Here is a 19520-nt window from a genome sequence, read left to right as displayed (position 1 = left end):
TGGATTAGTCGAGCATGCCAGACAGCAGCGGCACGAACGTGACCGGCGCCAGCACGTGTTGTTCGATGCTGCCGTCGGCCTTGCGGTCCAGCTGTACCAGCGACTGCGCCCCGGGGCCCCCGACCGGCGCCACCAGCCGGCCGCCCTCGGCCAGCTGCTCGATCAGTGCGTCGACCAATGCCGGTGCCGCCGCAGTAACCACGATGGCATCGAACGGACCGTGCTCGGCCCAGCCGACGCGGCCGTCGTCATGCTTGGTGCGGATGTTCATACCCAGCGCACGGAAGCGCTTGCGGGCCTGGCGCAGCAGATCGCCGATGCGCTCCACGGTGTAGACCTCCAGGCCCAGCGCACCGAGGATGGCCGCCTGGTAACCGGAACCGGTGCCAACTTCCAGCACCCGCTTCGGTGCCACCTGCAGGACCGCCTCGGTCATCCGCGCAACCACCCAGGGTTGCGAAATGGTCTGGCCATGGCCGATCGGCAGTGCGGTGTCTTCGTAGGCCCGTGACGCCAGTGCCTCGTCGATGAACAGATGGCGCGGCACCACCCGGATCGCATTCAAGGTCGATTCGTCGGCGATGCCCGCTTCACGCAGGCGATCGACCAGGCGATCACGCACGCGTTGCGAGGTCATGCCGATACCAACGGCTTCCGGCTGCAGTCGCAGGCGTGGGCTCATGCCGGCTGGTCCAGCGCGGCGCTGAGGCCGCCCACCCAGCTGGCGACCTTCTCCAGCGCCTGGTAGCGGGTCAGGTCCACCTGGATCGGAGTGATCGAGATGTGCCCGGTGCGCACCGCGTGGAAATCGGTGCCGGGGCCGGAATCCTGCTCACGGCCGGCCGGGCCGATCCAGTACACCTCGTTGCCGCGCGGGTCCTTCTGCGCGATGCAGCCTTCGGCGCGATGGCGGTTGCCGAGTCGGGTGACCTCGAAGCCCTTGACCTCGCTCCACGGCAGATCAGGCACGTTGACGTTGAGAATGGTGTCGGCCGGCAGCGGATCCGCCTTGAGCCGGGCAACGATCTCCACTGCGGCGCGCGCGGCGGTCTCGAAATGCTTCGGATCGTGGTTGCGGGTAACCAGCGAGACCGCCACCGCCGGCAGCCCGAGGAAGCGGCCTTCCATCGCCGCCGAGACCGTGCCGGAATAGATCACGTCATCCCCGAGGTTGGCGGCATTGTTGATGCCGGACACGACAATGTCAGGTTCGAACTCGAGCAGCCCGGTCAGCGCAAGGTGCACGCAGTCGGTCGGGGTACCGGCCACCGAGACGGTGTAATGGTCGATGCGCTTGAGGCGGATCGGCAGGTCCAGGGTCAGCGAGTTGCTGGCGCCGGAGCGATCACGGTCGGGCGCGACCACCGTGACTTCATGACCGGCCTCGCGCAGAACCGAGGCAAGCATCCGGATGCCTGCGGCGTCGACACCATCGTCATTGCTGACCAGGATTCGCATCTTCGATTTAACCGCTTGATTTTCCAAGAATTCGATTCCATCACCGTGCAGTGTGGGCGGGACCGCCGTACTCCCCTGCGGAAGCCGTCGACCCTGCAAGGGCATCGTCTATTGTGCCGCATGCGAGCCGCCGGTCCTACCCTGTCGGCGGTCATGACCGACATCGAACCGTCATAGGCAGAGATGCGCCGGCGGGTTTACCCTGTGCGCATGTCGCACCCTGAAGACGAAGATCCGGCCGCATTGTTCCGTGCGGCCATCGGCGAAGTGACGCCGCTGCGCAAGGATGCCGAGCCGGCGCCTGCCGCGCCCCGGCCGAAGCCGCGCGCGCGCATGGCCGAACGTGACGAGGCCGAAGCCGCCGGCGAATTCGCCCGGCTGCTGCGCGACAGCACGCCGCTGGAAGCCGGCGACGTGGCCAGCTATCGCCGCGACAACCTGCCACCACGCCTGTTCCAGCGCCTCAAGCGCGGCCAGTATTCGGTGCAGGACGAGCTGGACCTGCACGGCGCTACCGCCGCGCAGGCCGAAGCCCTGCTGCGCCAGTTCCTGCTGGAAGCACATGCACACGAATATGGCTGCGTGCGCATCATCCACGGCAAGGGATTGCAGTCCGATGGCGGTGCGCCGGTGCTGAAGAACCTGGTCGATCGCCTGCTGCGGCTGCGCAATGACGTGCTGGCATTCCATTCGGCGCCCACCGGACAAGGCGGCACCGGTGCGGTACTGGTACTGCTGGCGCGTAGATGAAAAAGGGGACGGAGGGAATTAAGTCGTTTGTGCACAAACGACTTAATTCCCTCCGTCCCCTTTTTCTGTCAGGCCTGCGAGGCGTCTTCGACCGGGCCGAGTTCGTGCAGCACGGCGGTGGCGTAGCAGCCTGGCGGCAGCGCGAACGACAGTTCCAGCACGTCACCGGCCAGCCACTGGTGCTGCAGCAGCGCCGGGCGCAGGCGCAGCGCGCGGCGCTCCTGCTTCAGGCGCGCGTCTTCCAGGCCGGCCCGCAGCGCCTGCGACTCTTCGTCGTCCAGCGCGGCCAGTTCCAGCTCACGTGCCGCGCCGGTGCTGCGCAGTTCGCCCTCGCCCCACAGCGGCGCACTGGGGTGGATGTCGAAACGCGCCAGGCGCTCGGCCAGCACATCGGTGTACGGCTCGGGACCGAACACGCTGCGGCTGCCATCGAGCATCCACACTTCGCCATCCAGCGGCTGGTCCCAGCTGCCCTGCTCCACGCGTGCGGCCAGCACGCGGTTGAACAACGCCGAGCGGGCGGCTGACAGCAGCAGCGAACGCTGGTCCTTGCGCATACGGCGGCCACCGAACATCGCCAGTGCCGCCGGCACGTTGCCACCGTCGCGACCGAAGCGCTGCTCGCCGAACCAGTTCGGCAGGCCACGCCCGGCAATCTGCTGCAGGCGTTCGCTGATCGCTGCAGCATCGCCCTGCACTTCGCGCAGCACCAGCTTGAAGCGGTTGCCAGCCAGTGCGCCGCGCTGCAGCTTGCGGTTGTGCCAGGTCGCTTCGATCACTTCGATCTCGTCACTGGCCAGCTCGGCCAGGTCCGGCGCAATGCGCTTGGGCAGGTGCACGCTGAAACGCTGGGTGGTGACCGCATGGCGGTCTTTCATCCCTGCATAGCTCACCGCCATTTCCGGCAGGCCGGCCCACTGGGCCAGCACCTTTGCCACATGCACGGTGTTGGCACCACGCTTGCGGATGTGCAGCAGCAGGTGTTCGCCTTCGCCGGTGGCTTCGAAGGCCGGCAGCTCGTCGACCTGGAAATCTTCCGGCGTGGTGCGGATGCGCGCCGTCAGCAACGGCGCACCGAACGCAAGCGGAACCGGGATCATGCCGCCACCAGCAGGACCACCGCTTGTGCGGCGATGCCTTCACCGCGGCCGGTGAAGCCGAGCTTTTCCGAGGTAGTGGCCTTGACGCTGACCGCGTCCATCGGCAGCTGCAGCAGCCCGCCGATGCGCTCGCGCATCGCCAGTGCATGCGGGCCAACCTTGGGTCGCTCGCAGATCACGGTGATGTCGGTGTTGCCAACGCGCCAGCCGCGCTCACGCAGCAGGCTGTCGCAGTGGCGCACGAAGTCACTGCTGTCGGCGCCCTTCCAGCGATCGTCACTCGGCGGGAAGTGCTGGCCGATGTCCCCCAGCGCCAGCGCGCCGAGCATGGCATCGCACAGGGCATGCAAGATGACGTCGCCGTCGCTGTGTGCGAGCACGCCACAGCTGTGCGGCACATTCACTCCGCCGAGCATGATGTGGTCGCCTTCACCGAAGGCATGGACGTCGTAGCCCTGGCCGATGCGGACGGGCGGGAACGGTGCGGTGCTCATGGATGCAACCCTTGCTACAGGGCCACGCGGACGGTCAGCCGGCGCGGCGGGAAAGTACGAATTCGAACCGGTCCAGATCGGCCGGTGTGGTGACCTTGAAGTTGTCCTCGCTGCCTTCGACCAGCAGCGGGCGCTGTCCCTGGCGCTCCATGGCCATGGCTTCGTCGGTGGCATCAACACCGGCAGCGGCGGCTTCAGCCAGCGCACGGCTGAGCTGGTGGCGCCGGAACAGCTGCGGCGTCAGCGCCCGCCACAGGCGCTCGCGTGGCTCGGTACCGTCGATGCCGCCGTCGTCGCCGGCGCGCTTGAGGGTGTCACGCACCGGTGCGGCCAGGATCGCCCCGACCGGATCGGCACGACCCACTTCAAGCAGACGACCGAGATCGGCCAGCGACAGGTTCGGGCGCGCGGCATCGTGGACCAGAACGAACTCATCGGCACGCACGGTATCCGGCAACGCCTGCAGCCCGGCCAGCACCGAGGCGGCACGGGTCGCGCCGCCAATGCAGGTCAGCACCGGCTTGCCTGACCACTCATTCCAGCCCGGCCAGTCAGCGTCGTCCTGGCCGATCACCACCATCGCCCCAGCCACGGCCGGATGCGCCAGCAGTGCGTCCAGGGTGTGGGCGAGCAGGATCTGCCCGCCCGCCTGCAGGTACTGCTTGGGCAGCGGCGCGCCGAAGCGGGTGCCACGGCCGGCGGCCGGAACCACCACCCAGATCGCCGCGCTCATGGGACGTCCGCCGGGTGTTCGCCGGCCTGGGCACTGACGCCCGCCGCAGGCTGCGCCGGATGGACCGGCGCATCCTCGACCACGCGATAGAACTTCTCGCCGGGCTTGATCATGCCCAGCTCGCTGCGCGCGCGCTCCTCGATGGCAGACTGGCCTTCCTTGAGGTCCTTCACTTCGGCAGCCAGCGCGTCGTTGCGCTGCTGCAGACCCTCATTGTCCCGCTCCTGGTTGGCCACCTGGGCTTCGAGCATCATCACTTCACCCGAATTGCCCGGACCGAACCAGAAGCGGTACTGCAGCCAGCCCAGCAACAGGGCCAGCACCAGCAGCATCCAGCGCCAGTCGCGCATCGGCTCAGCGCTTCAGCGAAACGAACGCGTCACGACCGGCGTAACGCGCGCCGGCCCCGAGAGCTTCCTCGATGCGCAGCAGCTGGTTGTACTTCGCCACGCGATCGCTGCGGCACAGCGAGCCGGTCTTGATCTGTGTGGCGGTGGTGGCCACAGCAATATCGGCGATGGTGGTGTCTTCGGTTTCGCCCGAGCGATGCGAGACCACGGCGGCGTAGCCGGCGCGATCCGCCATGGCGATCGCTTCCAGGGTTTCGCTGAGGGTGCCGATCTGGTTGACCTTGATCAGGATCGCGTTGGCAGTGCCCGAGTCGATGCCTTCCTGGAAGATCTTCGGGTTGGTCACGAACAGGTCGTCACCCACCAGCTGCACCTTCTTGCCGATGCGGTCGGTCAGCAGCTTCCAGCCGGCCCAGTCGTTCTCGGCCAGGCCATCTTCAATCGTGATGATCGGGTACTGCGCCGCCCAATCGGCGAGGAAATCCACGAACTGCTCGGAGGTCAGGCGCTTGTTCTCGCCGACCAGATTGTACTTGCCGTTCTCGAAGAACTCGCTGGAAGCCACGTCCAGGCCCAGCAGTACGTCTTCACCGGCGGTGTATCCGGCCTTGCCGATCGCTTCGAGGATGGTGTCGAGCGCTTCGACGTTGCTGCGGAAGTCCGGCGCGAAGCCGCCTTCGTCGCCGACCGCCGTGCTCAGGCCGTGGCCCTTCAGCACCGACTTCAGCGAGTGGAAAATTTCGGTACCGGCACGCAGTGCCTCCGAGAACGAGGTGAAGCCCACCGGCAGCACCATGAACTCCTGGAAGTCGACGTTGTTGTCGGCGTGCGCGCCGCCGTTGATGATGTTCATCATCGGCACCGGCAGCGACGGGGTGACGCCGGTCTTGCCTGCCAGGTACTGCCACAGCGCCTGCTTGCTGGAGGCGGCGGCGGCGTGCGCGGTGGCCATCGAAACACCCAGCAGTGCATTGGCGCCCAGGCGGCCCTTGTTCTCGGTGCCGTCAAGATCGATCAGACGGCGATCCAGGGCAGCCTGGTCGGACGCGTCCATGCCCTTCAGCGCGGCGGCGATGGCACCGTTGACGTTGTCCACGGCCTTGCGCACGCCCTTGCCCAGGTAACGGGTCTTGTCGCCGTCACGCAGCTCGACCGCTTCCTTGGTGCCGGTCGAGGCGCCGGAGGGAACCGCGGCACGACCGAACGAACCGTCCTCCAGGATGACTTCGGCTTCCAGCGTGGGGTTGCCACGGCTGTCGAGGATTTCACGGGCGTGGATGCTGCGGATCGTACTCATGGTCGGGCCGGTTACCTGTCTGGAGAGGGGGCGACAAAACGAATGCCGCGTGATTATCCCCGGCTGCCCGCCACTTGCCAAATGGCCTGGGCGGCATCAGCCCCAGCTGGACCCGATCACGATCAGGACCATCGACACCAGCATCACCAGCAACGCACCGGCAATCGCCGCCAGGATGGGGCCACGTCGTCGCCGCCAGGCCAACACCATCGCTACCGGGCTACCCAGAAAGGACAGCACCATCGTGACCAGCGCACCCAGCAACCACCACTGCGTGGCCTGATCACTGTTGTTTCCGTCCCCCGGCGGCCGGAAACCGGACGTGAAGGCCAGCACGCCCACAACCAGGGCCATCCAGGTCAACACGGACAGCCCCAGCGCGATCAGGCCCCAGGGCCATCCGCGCGCCACCGCGCTCGTATTCATCAAATCACCCCGTAGAACAGGACGCCCAGCCACAGCGAGAGCAGGATGATCGCCAGGCCAGCCGCCACCTTGCCGCGATTCAGTCGCCAGGCCAGCACAGCGGCAGCGATGCATCCCGCGGCACCGAGCAGCTCTGCGACCAGCAGCGCAATGAAGTACGCCCGCAGATCGAGCGTGCTGCTGCCATCACCCGGGGGCCGCACCGACGCAGCGCCGATCAGGAGCAGGCCGAACATGCCCACAGTGAACAGCACGGCCAGGCCCAGCGCGATCAGGCCCCACGGCCACTGTTTCCAGTGCCGGCGATGACGCTGGGCCTCCAGCGCCAGCCACGGGTCACGACTCACGCGAAGCGTGAGAAGCCGTGCTTCTTGGTCACCGCATCAAGCTCCATCAGGGTCTCGAGCAGCGCTTCCATCTGGTCCAGCGGCCATGCATTGGGGCCATCGGACAGGGCCTTGGACGGGTCCGGATGGGTCTCGGCGAACAGGCCGGAGATGCCCACCGCCACGGCAGCGCGGGCCAGCACCGGTACGTGCTCGCGCTGGCCACCGGAACTGGTGCCCTGCCCGCCTGGCAGCTGCACCGAATGGGTGGCGTCGAACACCACCGGGCAACCTGTATCGCGCATCACCGCCAGCGAGCGCATGTCACTAACGAGGTTGTTGTAGCCGAAGCTGGCACCGCGCTCGCAGACCATGATCTGCTCGTTGCCGGTGGCCTTGGCCTTCTCCACCACCGGCTTCATGTCCCACGGCGCCAGGAACTGGCCCTTCTTGATGTTGACCGGCTTGCCAGCCGAGCACACCTTGCGGATGAAGTCGGTCTGGCGGACCAGGAACGCCGGGGTCTGCAGCACGTCCACCACCGAAGCCACTTCGTCCATCGGGGTGTATTCGTGGACGTCGGTCAGCACCGGCACGCCGATCTGCTTCTTGACCTCGGCCAGGACCTTCAGGCCCTCTTCCATGCCCGGGCCGCGGAACGCGGTGCCCGAGGTGCGGTTGGCCTTGTCGAAGCTGGACTTGAAGATGAAGTTGACGCCGAGCTTGCCGGTGACTTCCTTCAGCTTGCCGGCGGTATCGAGCTGCAGCTGCATCGACTCGATCACGCAGGGGCCGGCGATCAGGAACAGGGGCTGGTCCAGCCCGACCTCGAATCCACACAGTTTCATGGCGTTTCCTTGTTGTCCGCGGCACCGGCCGGGCCGGCGCGCTGGGGGTTGAAGCGTGCAAGATGGGGGCCGGCGGCTCCCATCACAAGTCAGGCGCGGGCTTCCTGGAGCAGCTTGCCGCCGGCCTTGCGCTCGCGCGCGGCACGAATGAAACCGATGAACAGCGGGTGGCCATCACGCGGCGTGGACAGGAACTCCGGGTGCGCCTGGCAGGCCAGGAACCACGGATGCGCATCGCGAGGCAGCTCGACCACTTCCACCAGGGTGTCGTCCATCGACTTGCCGGCAATCACCAGGCCCGCATCTTCCAGCTGGGTGCGGTAGCGGTTGTTGAACTCATAACGGTGGCGGTGGCGCTCGGCGACCACGTCCTTGCCGTACAGCTCACGGGCCAGCGTGCCCGGCTTCAGGCGCTGCTCCTGCAGGCCCAGGCGCATGGTGCCACCCAGGTCGCTCTTGTCGTCGCGCTTTTCGACATCGCCGGTGGCGGTGCGCCATTCGGTGATCAGGCCGATCACCGGGTTCGGCGACTGGCGGTCGTTCTCGGTGCTGTTGGCGCCTTCCAGGCCGACCACGTTGCGCGCGTAATCGACCACCGCCGCCTGCATGCCATAGCAGATGCCGAAGTACGGCACGTGCTGCTCGCGGGCGAACTTCGAGGTCAGCACCTTGCCTTCGAAGCCCCGGTCACCGAAGCCACCCGGCACCAGGATGCCGTCGACATCAGCCAGTGCGGCCATGTCGGTGCCTTCCAGGTCCTGTGCTTCCAGCCACTTCAGGTTGACCTTGGTGCGCTGGCGCAGGCCGCCGTGCTTCAGTGCTTCGCCGACCGACTTGTAGGCGTCCTGGTGGTCGACGTACTTGCCGACCACGGCGATGGTCACTTCGTCCAGCGGGTGCAGGGTCGCATCGACTGCGTCTTCCCACATCGACAGATCGACCGGGCCGGCCTTGTCGGCCAGCTTCAGCTGGTTGACCACGATCTCGTCCAGGCCCTGCGCGTGCAGGCCCGACGGAATGCGGTACAGCACGTCCACGTCCGGCACGCTGATCACCGCGCGCTCGGAAACGTTGGTGAACTGGGCGATCTTGCGGCGCTCCGAGTCCGGCACCGCCTGCTCGGAACGGCACAGCAGCACGTCCGGCTGGATGCCGATCGAGCGCAGTTCCTTCACCGAGTGCTGGGTCGGCTTGGTCTTCAGCTCGCCGGCGGCGCCGATGTACGGCACCAGGGTGAGGTGCATGAACAGCGCCTTCTCCGGGCCACGCTCGGTGCGCACCTGGCGGATCGCCTCCAGGAACGGCAGCGACTCGATGTCGCCGACAGTGCCACCGATCTCGACCAGCGCCACGTCATAGCCTTCGGTGGCTTCATCGATGCAGCGGCGGATCTCATCGGTGATGTGCGGAATGACCTGCACGGTCGCGCCCAGGTAGTCGCCGCGGCGCTCCTTGCGGATGACGTTCTCGTAGATGCGGCCGGTGGTGACCGAGTTCTTGCGGCTCAGGCGGGTGCGCACGAAGCGCTCGTAGTGGCCAAGGTCGAGGTCGGTCTCGGCGCCGTCGTCGGTGACATAGACCTCACCGTGCTGGAACGGGCTCATGGTGCCCGGATCGACGTTGATGTACGGGTCGAGCTTCATCATCGTGACCTTCAGGCCACGGGCTTCGAGAATGGCGGCCAGCGACGCGGCGGCAATGCCTTTGCCGAGCGAGGACACCACGCCGCCGGTTACGAAAATCAAGGGAGTCATGGCTGCAAGCATCCTGTCTGGAAATGGAAAACGGCAGCACCACGCGCACCCAGGGGGCGGGCATGGTGCTCGGAAGGGGTTTTCCGGTTCGCTGGGACAGCGAGGGAGGTGCCGATCCGTGCGGCGGCAGGCGCCGGACGGGGACCATCGTGCGAGGTCGGGGCGGCCGTGCCGGTCAAATCGACCGTCACCTGCGACCCGCCATGCTGGAAGCCACGCTTGGCCGCTCCAGCCCATTCGCAAATGGTGGACACGCACTTACTCCCGGAAAGCCATAGTTTACAGATTGATGGCCGCCAACCCAAGGGGCTTGTACGGCCGATCCAACAAAAAACGCCCCGCTGGGCGGGGCGTTCCGGTGCGCAACCCTTGTGGCAAGGGCGCCTGGCAGGTTGCGGGATCAGCGCTTCTTCCGCGCCTCTTCCTCTTCTTCCTTCTGCGGGGCCGGCTGGCCCTGCGCCTTCATCTCGGCATTGGCCTGGGCACGACGCTTGGCCTTGGCATCGGCCTCGGCCTGCGCCTTGTCGGCCTGGTCACCCTGCTGCGGGGCCGGCTGGCCGGCGTTCTGCGCCACCACCAGCGGCACTGCAACGGCGGCAGCGGCCAGGATTGCAATGGTCAGCAACTTCTTCATGGAGTCCTCCTCGCGGTATGGCTTGGACGTTTCAACCCAACGGGGGTCGCCGGCGTTCAGATTCCAGCGGCTGCCATTTTACCCCCTCCCCGGCGCCGAGGCTGAACCGCAGGCGTGCAAATTCCCCGTCCAGACCGCACACTTGCGCGTCGCACCGCGCTTTAGAAGATAGATGAACGCCCGCTATAACGCCGCCGATATTGAAGTCCTGTCCGGCCTTGACCCGGTCAAGCGCCGTCCCGGCATGTATACCGACACCGCGCGCCCGAACCACCTGGCGCAGGAAGTGATCGACAACTCGGTGGACGAGGCCCTCGCCGGCCACGCCCGCTCGATCGAGATCACCCTGTACAAGGACGGCAGCGTGGAGGTCAGCGATGACGGACGCGGCATGCCGGTGGACATCCACCCGGAAGAGAAGATCCCGGGCGTCGAGCTGATCCTGACCCGCCTGCATGCCGGCGGCAAGTTCAGCAACAACAACTACACCTTCTCCGGCGGCCTGCACGGCGTCGGCGTCAGCGTGGTCAACGCGCTGTCGACCCTGGTGGAAGTGCACATCAAGCGCGAAGGTGCCGAACATCGCATCACCTTCCGCAATGGCGACCGCGCCACGCCGCTGGAAGTGGTCGGCACCGTCGGCAAGAAGAACACCGGTACCCGCGTGCGCTTCTGGCCGGACCCGAAGTACTTCGATACGCCGAAGTTCGCGGTGCGCGCGTTGAAGCACCTGCTGCGCGCCAAGGCCGTGCTGTGCCCGGGCCTGACCGTCAAGCTGACCGACGAAGCCACCGGTGAAGTCGATACCTGGTACTACGAAGACGGCTTGCGCGATTACCTGAAGCTCGAACTGGGCGAGCGCGAATCGCTGCCGGCCGACCTGTTCGTCGGCAACCTGAAGAAGGACACCGAAGTGGTGGACTGGGCCGTGGCCTGGCTGCCGGAAGGTGAGCTGGTCCAGGAAAGCTACGTCAACCTGATTCCCACCGCCCAGCATGGCACCCACGTCAACGGCCTGCGTACCGGCCTGACCGAGGCACTGCGCGAGTTCTGCGACTTCCGCAACCTGCTGCCGCGCGGCGTCAAGCTGGCTCCGGAAGACGTGTGGGACCGTGTGTCGTTCGTGCTGTCGCTGAAGATGACCGACCCACAGTTCAGCGGCCAGACCAAGGAACGCCTGTCCTCTCGCCAGGCCGCCGGCTTTGTCGAGGGCGCCGCGCACGATGCCTTCAGCCTGCTGCTGAACCAGAACGTGGAACTGGGCGAGAAGATCGCGCAGATCGCCATCGAACGCGCCAGTGCGCGCCTGAAGACCGAGAAGCTGGTCGTCCGCAAGAAGGTCACGCAAGGCCCTGCCCTGCCCGGCAAGCTGGCCGACTGCATCAGCCAGGACCTGTCGCGCACCGAACTGTTCCTGGTGGAAGGTGACTCGGCAGGTGGCAGCGCCAAGCAGGCACGGGACAAGGATTTCCAGGCAATCATGCCGTTGCGCGGCAAGATCCTGAACACCTGGGAAGTCTCGTCCAACAGCGTGCTGGCCTCGGAAGAAGTGCACAACCTGGCCATCGCCATCGGTTGCGATCCCGGCAAGGACGACATCACCGGCCTGCGCTACGGCAAGGTCATCATCCTGGCCGACGCGGACTCCGACGGCCTGCACATCGCCACCCTGCTCACCGCGCTGTTCCTCAAGCATTTCCCCGCGCTGGTCGATGCCGGGCATGTGTTCGTGGCGATGCCGCCGCTGTTCCGCATCGACGTGGGCAAGCAGGTGTTCTACGCCCTGGACGAGGAAGAGAAGCGCACGATGCTGGACAGGATTGAGCGCGAGAAGATCAAGGGCGCGATCAACGTGACCCGCTTCAAGGGCCTGGGCGAGATGAACCCGCCGCAGCTGCGTGAATCCACCATCCACCCGGATACGCGCCGCCTGGTGCAACTGACGGTGGACGATGGCGAGCAGACCCGTTCGCTGATGGACATGCTGCTGGCCAAGAAGCGCGCGTCCGACCGCAAGGGCTGGCTGGAGTCGAAGGGCGACCTCGCCTCCCTGGAGGTCTGATCCGGCGCGGGGTCGGATCCGTTTCCTGCCTGGAAACGGCGCCGACCCCTTTGCCCGGCACTGCGGTTCATGCCCCCTCGGGGCCATCCGCCCCCATCGGCAAACCCAGCGGCGGCATAATGCGCGTCCATCCGTGTGGATCACCATATTGGCCAGCCACTCGCTGCTGTTCCCCGGCCTGCCGCTGCACAGTGCACGGCTGGTCCTGAGCCCGATCCGCAGTGACGACGCCGCCGCGCTTTTCACGCTGCAGTCCAACCCGGACGTGATGCGCTGGTGGAACCATCCGGCCTGGACGCGACAGGCCGAAGCGCGCGAGCAGATCGACGATGACCTCGCCGCCCATGCCATCGGCACCCAGCTGAAGCTGGCGGTGCGCGAGTCGCTGGAGGGTCCGCTGCTGGGCATCTGCGTGGTATTCGCGGTGGACCGCGAGGCAGCGCGCGCCGAGATCGGCTACCTGCTGGCACCCGATCGCCAGGGCCAGGGCTACATGCACGAGGCCCTGCAACAAGTGCTGGCCTACCTGTTCCGCACCCTGCAGCTGCATCGCGTGGAAGCCGAGATCGACCCGCGCAATGCGCCCTCCGCACGCGTACTCGAACGCCTGGGCTTCCACTGCGAGGGGGTGCTGCGCCAGCGCTGGCGCATCCAGGGGCAACTGGCCGACTCGGCCGTCTATGGCCTGCTGGCCGATGACGAAGCGGCAACCACCCTGCCCGCTTGACCCGATCTGGCCATTAGCGGCCTCAACGCCCGGCCATGCCTTTGGACACATACGGCATGGGCCGCAACCGACCTAGCATCGGAACCCCCTTCCGCTGCCGATCCGGTGCCATGAAGTCCCTGCTGCATACTGCCGCGCTCTGCGTCGGCCTGCTCATCGCCCCAGCCAGCGCGCTGGCCGCGCCTGACGCCGAGGCCAAGCCCGATCCGAAAGACGACAAGACCGAAGCGCCCGCGCTACCCGCCGATGCGTCGGCCCGCCAGAGCATGCGCCTGGCCGGCCGCACCCTCGACTACACCGCCACCGTCGGCACCCTGCCGGTACGCGATGCCAAGGGCAAGGTGATCGCCGACGTGGTGTTCACCGCCTACACGATGCCGGGCAAGGACCGGCCGGTGACCTTTGCGCTCAATGGTGGCCCCGGTGCGTCGTCGGTCTACCTCAACATGGGCGCGATCGGGCCCAAGGTAGTGACCTTCGGCTCCGAGGGTGACAGCGCCTCGGCGCCGGCCACCCTGCACGACAACCCGGGCACCTGGCTGGACTTCACCGATCTGGTGTTCATCGACCCGGTCGGTACCGGCTTCAGCCGCGCGCGCATCGGCGACGATGAAGCCAAGAAGGCACTCTACAACCCCAGCGCCGACATCGAGTACCTGTCGCGCTCGATCTACGACTGGCTGCTTCGCAACCAACGCATGGCCTCGCGCAAGTACCTGACTGGCGAGAGCTACGGTGGCTACCGTGGCCCACGCATCACCCACTTCCTGCAGACCCGGCTGGGCGTGGCGATGAACGGCCTGGTGCTGGTGTCGCCCTACCTGAGCCCGACCCTGGAAGACAACGCCGACGTCTCGCCGATGGCGTGGATGCAGACGTTGCCGTCGATCGCTGCAGCGCACCTGGAGCGCCAGGGCAAGCTGACCGATGCGGCGATGCGCGAGGTGGTGGACTACACCCGTGGCGACTACGCCACCGCGTTGATGAAGGGCCGCAGCGATCCGCAGGCGACCGAGGCGATGCTGCGCCGGGTGACCGAGCTGACCGGACTGGACCCCCAGTTCGTGCGCCGCGCTGGCGGGCGCCTGGAAACCCAGGCCTACCTGCGTGAAGTATTCCGCGACAAGGGCACGCTGGGCAGCCGCTACGACTCCAACGTGACCGCATTCGATCCGTTCCCGAACGATCCGGAGCAGCGCGCCAACGATCCGCTGCTGGACAGCATCATTGCGCCGACCACCACGGCGATGGTCGACTTCGTGACGCGGGTGGTTGGCTGGAAAGTGGATGCGCGCTACCAGGCGCTGAACTACGACGTGAACCGGCTGTGGGACCGCAATGGCGAGCTGCGCCAGGGCGCGGTGACCCAGCTGCGCCAGGCGGTGGCGATCGATCCGCACCTGCAGGTGCTGATCGTGCATGGCTGGAACGACCTGTCGTGCCCGTTCATGGGCTCGATCCTGACCGTGGACCAGATGCCGACGATGGGCAGCAATCCGGACCGGGTGCAGGTGCGCAGTTATCCGGGGGGGCACATGTTCTACAGCCGGGCCGACAGCCAGGCGGCGTTCCGCAGGGATGTGCAGGCGTTGTTCCAGCGTAATTGAGGGGGTGCGGCCGGGCCTGCGGCCCGGCACCCGCTGGATCAACGGCAACGTCAAAATCCGGGTTTCCATGCGCTGGCGAGGCGGGGATGCAGGACACGCCGTAAACCCAGCCCGGGGGCTCGATGGCGCCATCCATGGCGCCAACGGTCCTGCATCCCCACCCCACCCCACCCCACCCCGCCGCTGACAGGTTCCTGCTGCTGTTGGTGGGTGCCGACCGTTGGTCAGCATGCTGGATGCGGAAAATTCTCTGGCCATGAAAAAAGCCCGCCGGTATCCGGCGGGCTTTTTCGGTTGCAACCTTGGCGTGGCGATCAGGTCCAGCCGAACAGTTCGAACAGCTTCAGGATCAGGTAGGCACAGCCGCCTGCCGCCGGGATGGTCAGGATCCAGGCCCAGACGATGCGCTCGATCACGCCGAACTTCAGCGAGCGCGGGTTCTTGGCGAAGCCAACGCCCATGATCGCGGTGGAAATGCTGTGCGTTGTCGAGACCGGCATGCCGAAGTGGGCGGCCAGGGTCAGGATGGTGGCCGAGCTGGTCTCCGCAGCGAAGCCGTGGATCGGGTGCAGCTTGACCATCTTGTGACCCAGGGTCTTGATGATCTTCCAGCCGCCCGATGCGGTACCGGCGGCCATCACCACCGCACAGGTCAGCACGATCCACATGGCGATGCCGTCACCGGCATGCGCGTCCGGGTGCATGAAGGCCAGCCAGGACGGCAGGTCATTCAGTGCGCCGGTCGCTTCGGCACCGATCAGGGTCATGGCGATGATGCCCATGGTCTTCTGCGCGTCGTTGTGGCCGTGGGCAAAGCCCATGTAGGCCGCCGAGGCGATCTGCGCCTTGCCGAAGAAGGCATTGACGATGCGCGGACGGGCCAGGCGACCGATGGCACCACCGATCTTGGCCAGGCCGGCAATCAGCGCCCAGAGCAGCACCATCACCACGATGCCAAGCAGGAAACCGGCGATCGGCGAGGTGATCATCGGCACGAACACCTTCCACAGCAGGCCCTTGTTCTGTGCCCAGCTGCCCAGGCGCTCGGACCAGATCAGTGCGTCCCAGTTGTTGTGGGCGGCGGCCAGGCCGGCGCCGCAGAGGCCACCGATCAGTGCGTGCGAGGACGAGGACGGAAGGCCCTTCCACCAGGTGATCAGGTTCCAGATGATGCCGCCCAGCAGGGCGCACAGGATCACCTGCGGGGTGACGTCCACCACGTTGGTGTTGAGCAGGCCCGAGGCGATGGTCAGCGCCACCGCGGTACCGGTCAGTGCACCGATGAGGTTCATGAAGGCGGCCAGCATCACCGCCCAGCCGGGCGAGAGCACCTTGGTCGCCACCACGGTGGCAATGGAGTTGGCGGTGTCGTGGAAGCCGTTGATGAACTCGAAGACGAGCGCGGCCAGGATCACCACCAGGACAAGGGTCAACATGCGGCGGCGTCCGTCAGCTGTTCTTCAACACGATCTGGTACGCCACCACGCCGGCCTCGCGGCAACGGTCGATGGCCTTTTCCAGGATCTCGAAGAATTCCTTCAGCAGGAACATCTGCAGGTTGTCCAGGCGGCCCGAATAGATGTCGCGGTACAGCTCGAGCATCAGGCGGTCGGCTTCGTTCTCCAGCGAGCGCAGCTTCTCGTTGAGCGCGGTCATCCGGTCCAGGTTCATGTGGCGCAGGTCGGCCACCATCTCCACCACCACGCCGGCAGCCTGTTCCAGCATCGCCGCGCGCGGCGCGAAGTCGATGTGCTCCAGGTGGGTCGTGGCCAGCGAATAGCGATCGGCGAACTTCTCGATCTGCTTGGGAATCTTGTACAGCGCCGAGCCCAGCGCTTCGATGTCTTCGCGCTCGATCGGGGTCATGAAGCTGTCCACCAGCGCCTGGCTGATCTTGTCCGAGGCCGCGCGTTCGCGCAGGCGGGCCAGCTTGAAAGCATCCAGCGCAGGCTGGCGGTCGGCCTCGCGCAGCATGGAATGCAGCGCCTTGGCAGCATCGGAAGCCGCGACGGCAGCCTCATCGAGCAGGGTGTAGAACTGTTTGCCGGAACCGAAAATGGTCTGCAGAGAGAACATTGAGAAACCTGTCAGCCGTCGCGGGAAGGACGGCACCAGACGGAATTATGACGGCTAGATGACCATCTCGGGTATCCCCGCCCCCTTTCGAGGGCTTGGAACCCCCAACCTGAACAGGCGGTTGCCACCCTGCCACGCCCCTTTGCTAAGATGCCAGCGCGCCTCCGGGCGCACCTTATGGACGACGACCCTTATCCCCCTGCGCCGCGCCGGACCCTGCTCCTGAGCGCCTGCCGCCATCGCAAGCACCCGCCCTCCCTGCCACCAACCGGGGACGACGCCCGTGTTTGAAATGATCCTGATTGTCTTCGCGCTTGTTCTGCTGAACGGCTTCTTTGCCATGTCCGAGATGTCGGTCATGACCTCGCGCAAGAGCCGCCTGAAGCAGATGGCCGCCACCTCCAAGCGCGCCGCCAAGGCACTGGAGCTGTCGGAGAAGCCGGAGAGCTTCCTGTCCACCGTGCAGATCGGCATCACCGTGATCGGCGTGCTGACCGGCTACCTCGGCGGAGAAGCGCTGGGCGAGGCCTTCGCCGGCTGGATCCAGGGCCTGATGCCCGGCTTTGCCTACGCCGGCAACATCGGTACCGCGCTGGCGGTCAGCCTGATCACCTTCATCACGCTGATCTTCGGCGAACTGGTGCCCAAGCGCCTGGCGCTGACCCGCTCGGAAGCCATTGCCGGCCTGGTCGCGATGCCGATGAGCTGGCTGGCCAAGCTGGCCCTGCCCTTCGTCTGGCTGCTGTCCAGGACCACCCAGCTGGTGCTGCGCCTGTTCGGCCTGGGCAAGGATGAAGTGGCCTCGGTGACTGAAGAAGAGATCCGCATGCTGGTGGCCGAGAGCCACGAGGCCGGCGTGATCGACGCCCACGAGCGCGACATGATGAACCGCGTCATGCGCCTGGGCGACCGCACAGCCGACAGCCTGATGACCCCGCGCAACCGCATCGCCTGGCTCGATACCCAGGCCGGGCTTGAGCGCAACCTGGAAATCATGGCCGAGCACGAGTTCTCGCGGTATCCCGTATACCGCGACAACGACATGGACGTGGTCGGCGTGCTTGAACTGAAATCGCTGGCCACGCGCATGGCGCGCGGTGACAACGCGCTGTTCCAGACCCTGCGCGAACCGCTGTACGTCTCTGAATCGACCCACGCGATGAAGCTGCTGGAGATCTTCCGCGAGGAGCAGCAGTCGATGGCGCTGGTGGTGGACGAGTACGGCGAGATCCAGGGCCTGGTGACCATCAGCGACCTGATGGGCGCCGTGGTCGGCCGCCTGCAGGCGGTGGAGAACGCCGACGAGGATGCGCTGGTAGTGACCCGCGAAGACGGCTCACTGCTGGTGGACGGTTCGCTGCCGATCGAGGACCTGCGCGAGCTGATCGGCAGCAACGACCTGCCTGATGCCGAGGACGGCGACTACTACACGCTGGCCGGCATGTGCATCCATTACTTCGGCCGCATCCCGCACGCAGGCGAATACTTCGATTGGGCCGGCTGGCGCTTCGAGGTGGTCGACCTGGACGGTGCGCGGGTGGACAAGCTGCTGCTGCGCACGCTTTCCGACGAGCACGCCGATGAGCTCACCGCCTGAGGCCGGCCAGGGTCCGGGTGCGGAGCGCCCGGCCTACCGTAACGAGGGCATCAGGACCCTGCTGGAGATGTTCGCCTCCGGCGACCCGGCCGAGCACATGCCGCTCGGCCAGATCCTGTGCAACCTGCAGCAGGGCGCGTTCGGCGTGTTCCTGTTCGTGGCGATCCTGCCCTCGTTCATTCCTATTCCGGGCATGGGTGGCGCGGTCAGCGGCCCGCTGGTGATCCTGATCGGCCTGCAGATGCTGTGCTGCCTTCGCCGGCCCTGGCTGCCTGGCTTCATTGCCCGACGCGGACCGAAGCGCAGCACCATGCACCGTTTCCTGGACCGCATCGATCGCCCGCTGCGGCGCCTGGACAAGATGCTGAAGCCGCGCCTGCCGCAGCTGCTGACACCGCTGCCGGCGCATGCCTTCACCGGCCTGCTGCTGGTGCTGCTGGGCGCGCTGCTGTCGCTGCCGATTCCCTTCACCAACTTCCTGTTCGGCTTCCAGCTGCTGCTGTTCTCGCTGGCGCTGCTGGAACGCGACGGTGCGCTGATGCTGTTCAACTGGATCGCGGCGTTGGCGGCGATCGCGTTCTTCGGCTTCAGTTCGGGGCAGCTGGTGGGCTACACGGTGGAGCTGTTCCAGCGCTGGTTCTGAGCACCGGAACTCATCGGGGTTACCCCATCCACGCATGGCGTGGATCTACCGGGATGCAGTAGATCCACGCCATGCGTGGATGGAACGATCAGCGCAGGTCGATGAAGCCATTGTCAGCCAACGGCGCGGGCTCGTCCTGCACCGCCGACAGCACGAAACTCAGCGCCGTCCCCAGCAGCGTGCCCGGGCCATCCCAGTACTCGGCCGAGTCGGCGCGCACCTGGATCAGGCGCAGGTTCGGGTCGTCCTTGCCGCCCGGGAAGAACAACTTCATTGCCGGCGACCACAGCTCCTCGATCTTCGCGCGGTCGTCGACGATGCACGCACGCCCTGCCACTGACACATAGGTGTTTTTCGAAGGCGAGGCATAGGCCACGTTGACGTAGGGATCCAGCGCGATCTCGGCGACCTTGGGGCTGTCGGCAGTGATGACGAACCACAGATCACCATCGAAGGTGACCTGCTGGGTAGCCAGCGGCCGGCTGTAGAGTCGTCCATCGACGCCGGTCGTGGTGAACATCGCCACCTCCACGTCCTTGATCAGCTCGGCCAGCTGGGCGATGTGTTCGGCGCGGGTATCAGCCATGTGGGGGCTCCATCGGTGTGAGCCCCCATCAGACGCGGTTTGGCCGCAATGG

The 19520-nt window shown here is 66.3% G+C and carries 21 protein-coding genes; 6 read left to right on the top strand and 15 right to left on the bottom strand.

All coding sequences use genetic code 11. From position 1 onward, the window contains the following. Positions 1-4: 4 nt before the first annotated feature. Positions 5-682 (bottom strand): protein-L-isoaspartate(D-aspartate) O-methyltransferase, encoded by a 678-nt coding sequence (locus B9Y82_RS05895; RefSeq protein WP_100471910.1) that lies wholly within the window; start codon positions 680-682, stop codon positions 5-7. Then, positions 679-1458 carry a 5'/3'-nucleotidase SurE gene (gene surE / locus B9Y82_RS05890; protein WP_010485979.1) on the bottom strand — a complete coding sequence of 260 codons (780 nt, stop codon included), beginning with the start codon at positions 1456-1458 and terminating at the stop codon, positions 679-681. The genes B9Y82_RS05895 and surE overlap by 4 nt, the downstream gene beginning before the upstream one ends. Positions 1459-1668: 210 nt before the next feature. On the opposite strand from surE, the gene B9Y82_RS05885 reads away from it, so the two are divergent. Continuing rightward, positions 1669-2208 carry a Smr/MutS family protein gene (locus B9Y82_RS05885; RefSeq protein WP_014036743.1) on the top strand — a complete coding sequence of 180 codons (540 nt, stop codon included), beginning with the start codon at positions 1669-1671 and terminating at the stop codon, positions 2206-2208. Between the two features lie 68 nt (positions 2209-2276). Here the strand turns inward: B9Y82_RS05885 and truD are convergent, their stop codons facing one another. The 10 genes from truD to B9Y82_RS05835 form a co-directional block, all read right to left on the bottom strand. Further along, positions 2277-3308 (bottom strand): tRNA pseudouridine(13) synthase TruD, encoded by a 1032-nt coding sequence (gene truD, locus B9Y82_RS05880; RefSeq protein WP_100471909.1) that lies wholly within the window; start codon positions 3306-3308, stop codon positions 2277-2279. Then, a complete protein-coding gene (ispF, locus tag B9Y82_RS05875) occupies positions 3305-3802 on the bottom strand; it encodes a 2-C-methyl-D-erythritol 2,4-cyclodiphosphate synthase (protein WP_094000066.1) in 498 nt (165 codons plus the stop codon). The genes truD and ispF overlap by 4 nt, the downstream gene beginning before the upstream one ends. 34 nt (positions 3803-3836) lie before the next feature. Further along, entirely contained in the window at positions 3837-4535 is a 699-nt protein-coding gene (ispD, locus tag B9Y82_RS05870) for a 2-C-methyl-D-erythritol 4-phosphate cytidylyltransferase (RefSeq protein WP_100471908.1), read from the bottom strand. Next, positions 4532-4885 carry a cell division protein FtsB gene (gene ftsB, locus B9Y82_RS05865; protein WP_100471907.1) on the bottom strand — a complete coding sequence of 118 codons (354 nt, stop codon included), beginning with the start codon at positions 4883-4885 and terminating at the stop codon, positions 4532-4534. The genes ispD and ftsB overlap by 4 nt, the downstream gene beginning before the upstream one ends. A 4-nt stretch (positions 4886-4889) precedes the next feature. Beyond that, on the bottom strand, positions 4890-6182 hold the full coding sequence (gene eno / locus B9Y82_RS05860) for a phosphopyruvate hydratase (RefSeq protein ID WP_100471906.1): 1293 nt from the start codon (positions 6180-6182) through the stop codon (positions 4890-4892). Between the two features lie 96 nt (positions 6183-6278). After that, positions 6279-6608, bottom strand: a complete 330-nt coding sequence (locus tag B9Y82_RS05855) for a hypothetical protein (RefSeq protein ID WP_100471905.1) — start codon at positions 6606-6608, stop codon at positions 6279-6281. After that, positions 6608-6955 carry a hypothetical protein gene (locus B9Y82_RS05850; protein WP_100471904.1) on the bottom strand — a complete coding sequence of 116 codons (348 nt, stop codon included), beginning with the start codon at positions 6953-6955 and terminating at the stop codon, positions 6608-6610. The genes B9Y82_RS05855 and B9Y82_RS05850 overlap by 1 nt, the downstream gene beginning before the upstream one ends. Beyond that, positions 6952-7782, bottom strand: a complete 831-nt coding sequence (gene kdsA / locus B9Y82_RS05845) for a 3-deoxy-8-phosphooctulonate synthase (protein WP_100471903.1) — start codon at positions 7780-7782, stop codon at positions 6952-6954. The genes B9Y82_RS05850 and kdsA overlap by 4 nt, the downstream gene beginning before the upstream one ends. A gap of 89 nt (positions 7783-7871) precedes the next feature. Beyond that, complete coding sequence (locus tag B9Y82_RS05840) at positions 7872-9536, bottom strand: CTP synthase (protein WP_014036735.1); 1665 nt, start codon at positions 9534-9536, stop codon at positions 7872-7874. Between the two features lie 400 nt (positions 9537-9936). Continuing rightward, entirely contained in the window at positions 9937-10170 is a 234-nt protein-coding gene (locus tag B9Y82_RS05835) for a hypothetical protein (protein WP_014036734.1), read from the bottom strand. Positions 10171-10342: 172 nt separating this feature from the next. Here B9Y82_RS05835 and parE point away from each other — a divergent pair, with 172 nt between their 5' ends. From parE to B9Y82_RS05820, 3 genes are all read left to right on the top strand, one after another. Continuing rightward, entirely contained in the window at positions 10343-12232 is a 1890-nt protein-coding gene (gene parE, locus B9Y82_RS05830) for a DNA topoisomerase IV subunit B (protein WP_100471902.1), read from the top strand. Positions 12233-12380: 148 nt separating this feature from the next. Further along, positions 12381-12959: a GNAT family N-acetyltransferase gene (locus B9Y82_RS05825; RefSeq protein WP_100471901.1), complete on the top strand. Its 579-nt coding sequence runs from the start codon at positions 12381-12383 to the stop codon at positions 12957-12959. A 110-nt stretch (positions 12960-13069) separates the two neighbouring features. Beyond that, on the top strand, positions 13070-14566 hold the full coding sequence (locus tag B9Y82_RS05820) for a S10 family peptidase (RefSeq protein ID WP_100471900.1): 1497 nt from the start codon (positions 13070-13072) through the stop codon (positions 14564-14566). A 314-nt stretch (positions 14567-14880) separates the two neighbouring features. Here B9Y82_RS05820 and B9Y82_RS05815 read toward each other — a convergent pair whose 3' ends face one another. Together B9Y82_RS05815 and B9Y82_RS05810 are read right to left on the bottom strand one after the other, a co-directional pair. Then, positions 14881-16002: an inorganic phosphate transporter gene (locus B9Y82_RS05815; protein WP_014036730.1), complete on the bottom strand. Its 1122-nt coding sequence runs from the start codon at positions 16000-16002 to the stop codon at positions 14881-14883. Between the two features lie 13 nt (positions 16003-16015). Next, a complete protein-coding gene (locus B9Y82_RS05810) occupies positions 16016-16642 on the bottom strand; it encodes a DUF47 domain-containing protein (protein WP_004152833.1) in 627 nt (208 codons plus the stop codon). A gap of 292 nt (positions 16643-16934) precedes the next feature. Between B9Y82_RS05810 and B9Y82_RS05805 the strand changes: the two genes are divergently transcribed. Further along, complete coding sequence (locus B9Y82_RS05805; protein ID WP_100471899.1) at positions 16935-18239, top strand: hemolysin family protein; 1305 nt, start codon at positions 16935-16937, stop codon at positions 18237-18239. Next, positions 18223-18882: an exopolysaccharide biosynthesis protein gene (locus B9Y82_RS05800; RefSeq protein ID WP_100471898.1), complete on the top strand. Its 660-nt coding sequence runs from the start codon at positions 18223-18225 to the stop codon at positions 18880-18882. Before B9Y82_RS05805 ends, B9Y82_RS05800 begins: the two co-directional genes overlap by 17 nt. Before the next feature lie 88 nt (positions 18883-18970). On the opposite strand, the gene B9Y82_RS05795 is transcribed toward B9Y82_RS05800, so the two are convergent. Then, positions 18971-19468, bottom strand: coding sequence for a pyridoxamine 5'-phosphate oxidase family protein (locus B9Y82_RS05795; RefSeq protein ID WP_100471897.1), 498 nt, complete (start codon positions 19466-19468; stop codon positions 18971-18973). Between the last annotated feature and the right edge of the window lie 52 nt (positions 19469-19520).

This window comes from Stenotrophomonas maltophilia, from assembly GCF_002799155.1.
Classification (GTDB): Bacteria; Pseudomonadota; Gammaproteobacteria; order Xanthomonadales; family Xanthomonadaceae; genus Stenotrophomonas; species Stenotrophomonas maltophilia_R.
Note: the sequence above shows the minus strand (reverse complement) of the source record. Positions and strands in the feature narration are given on the sequence as shown.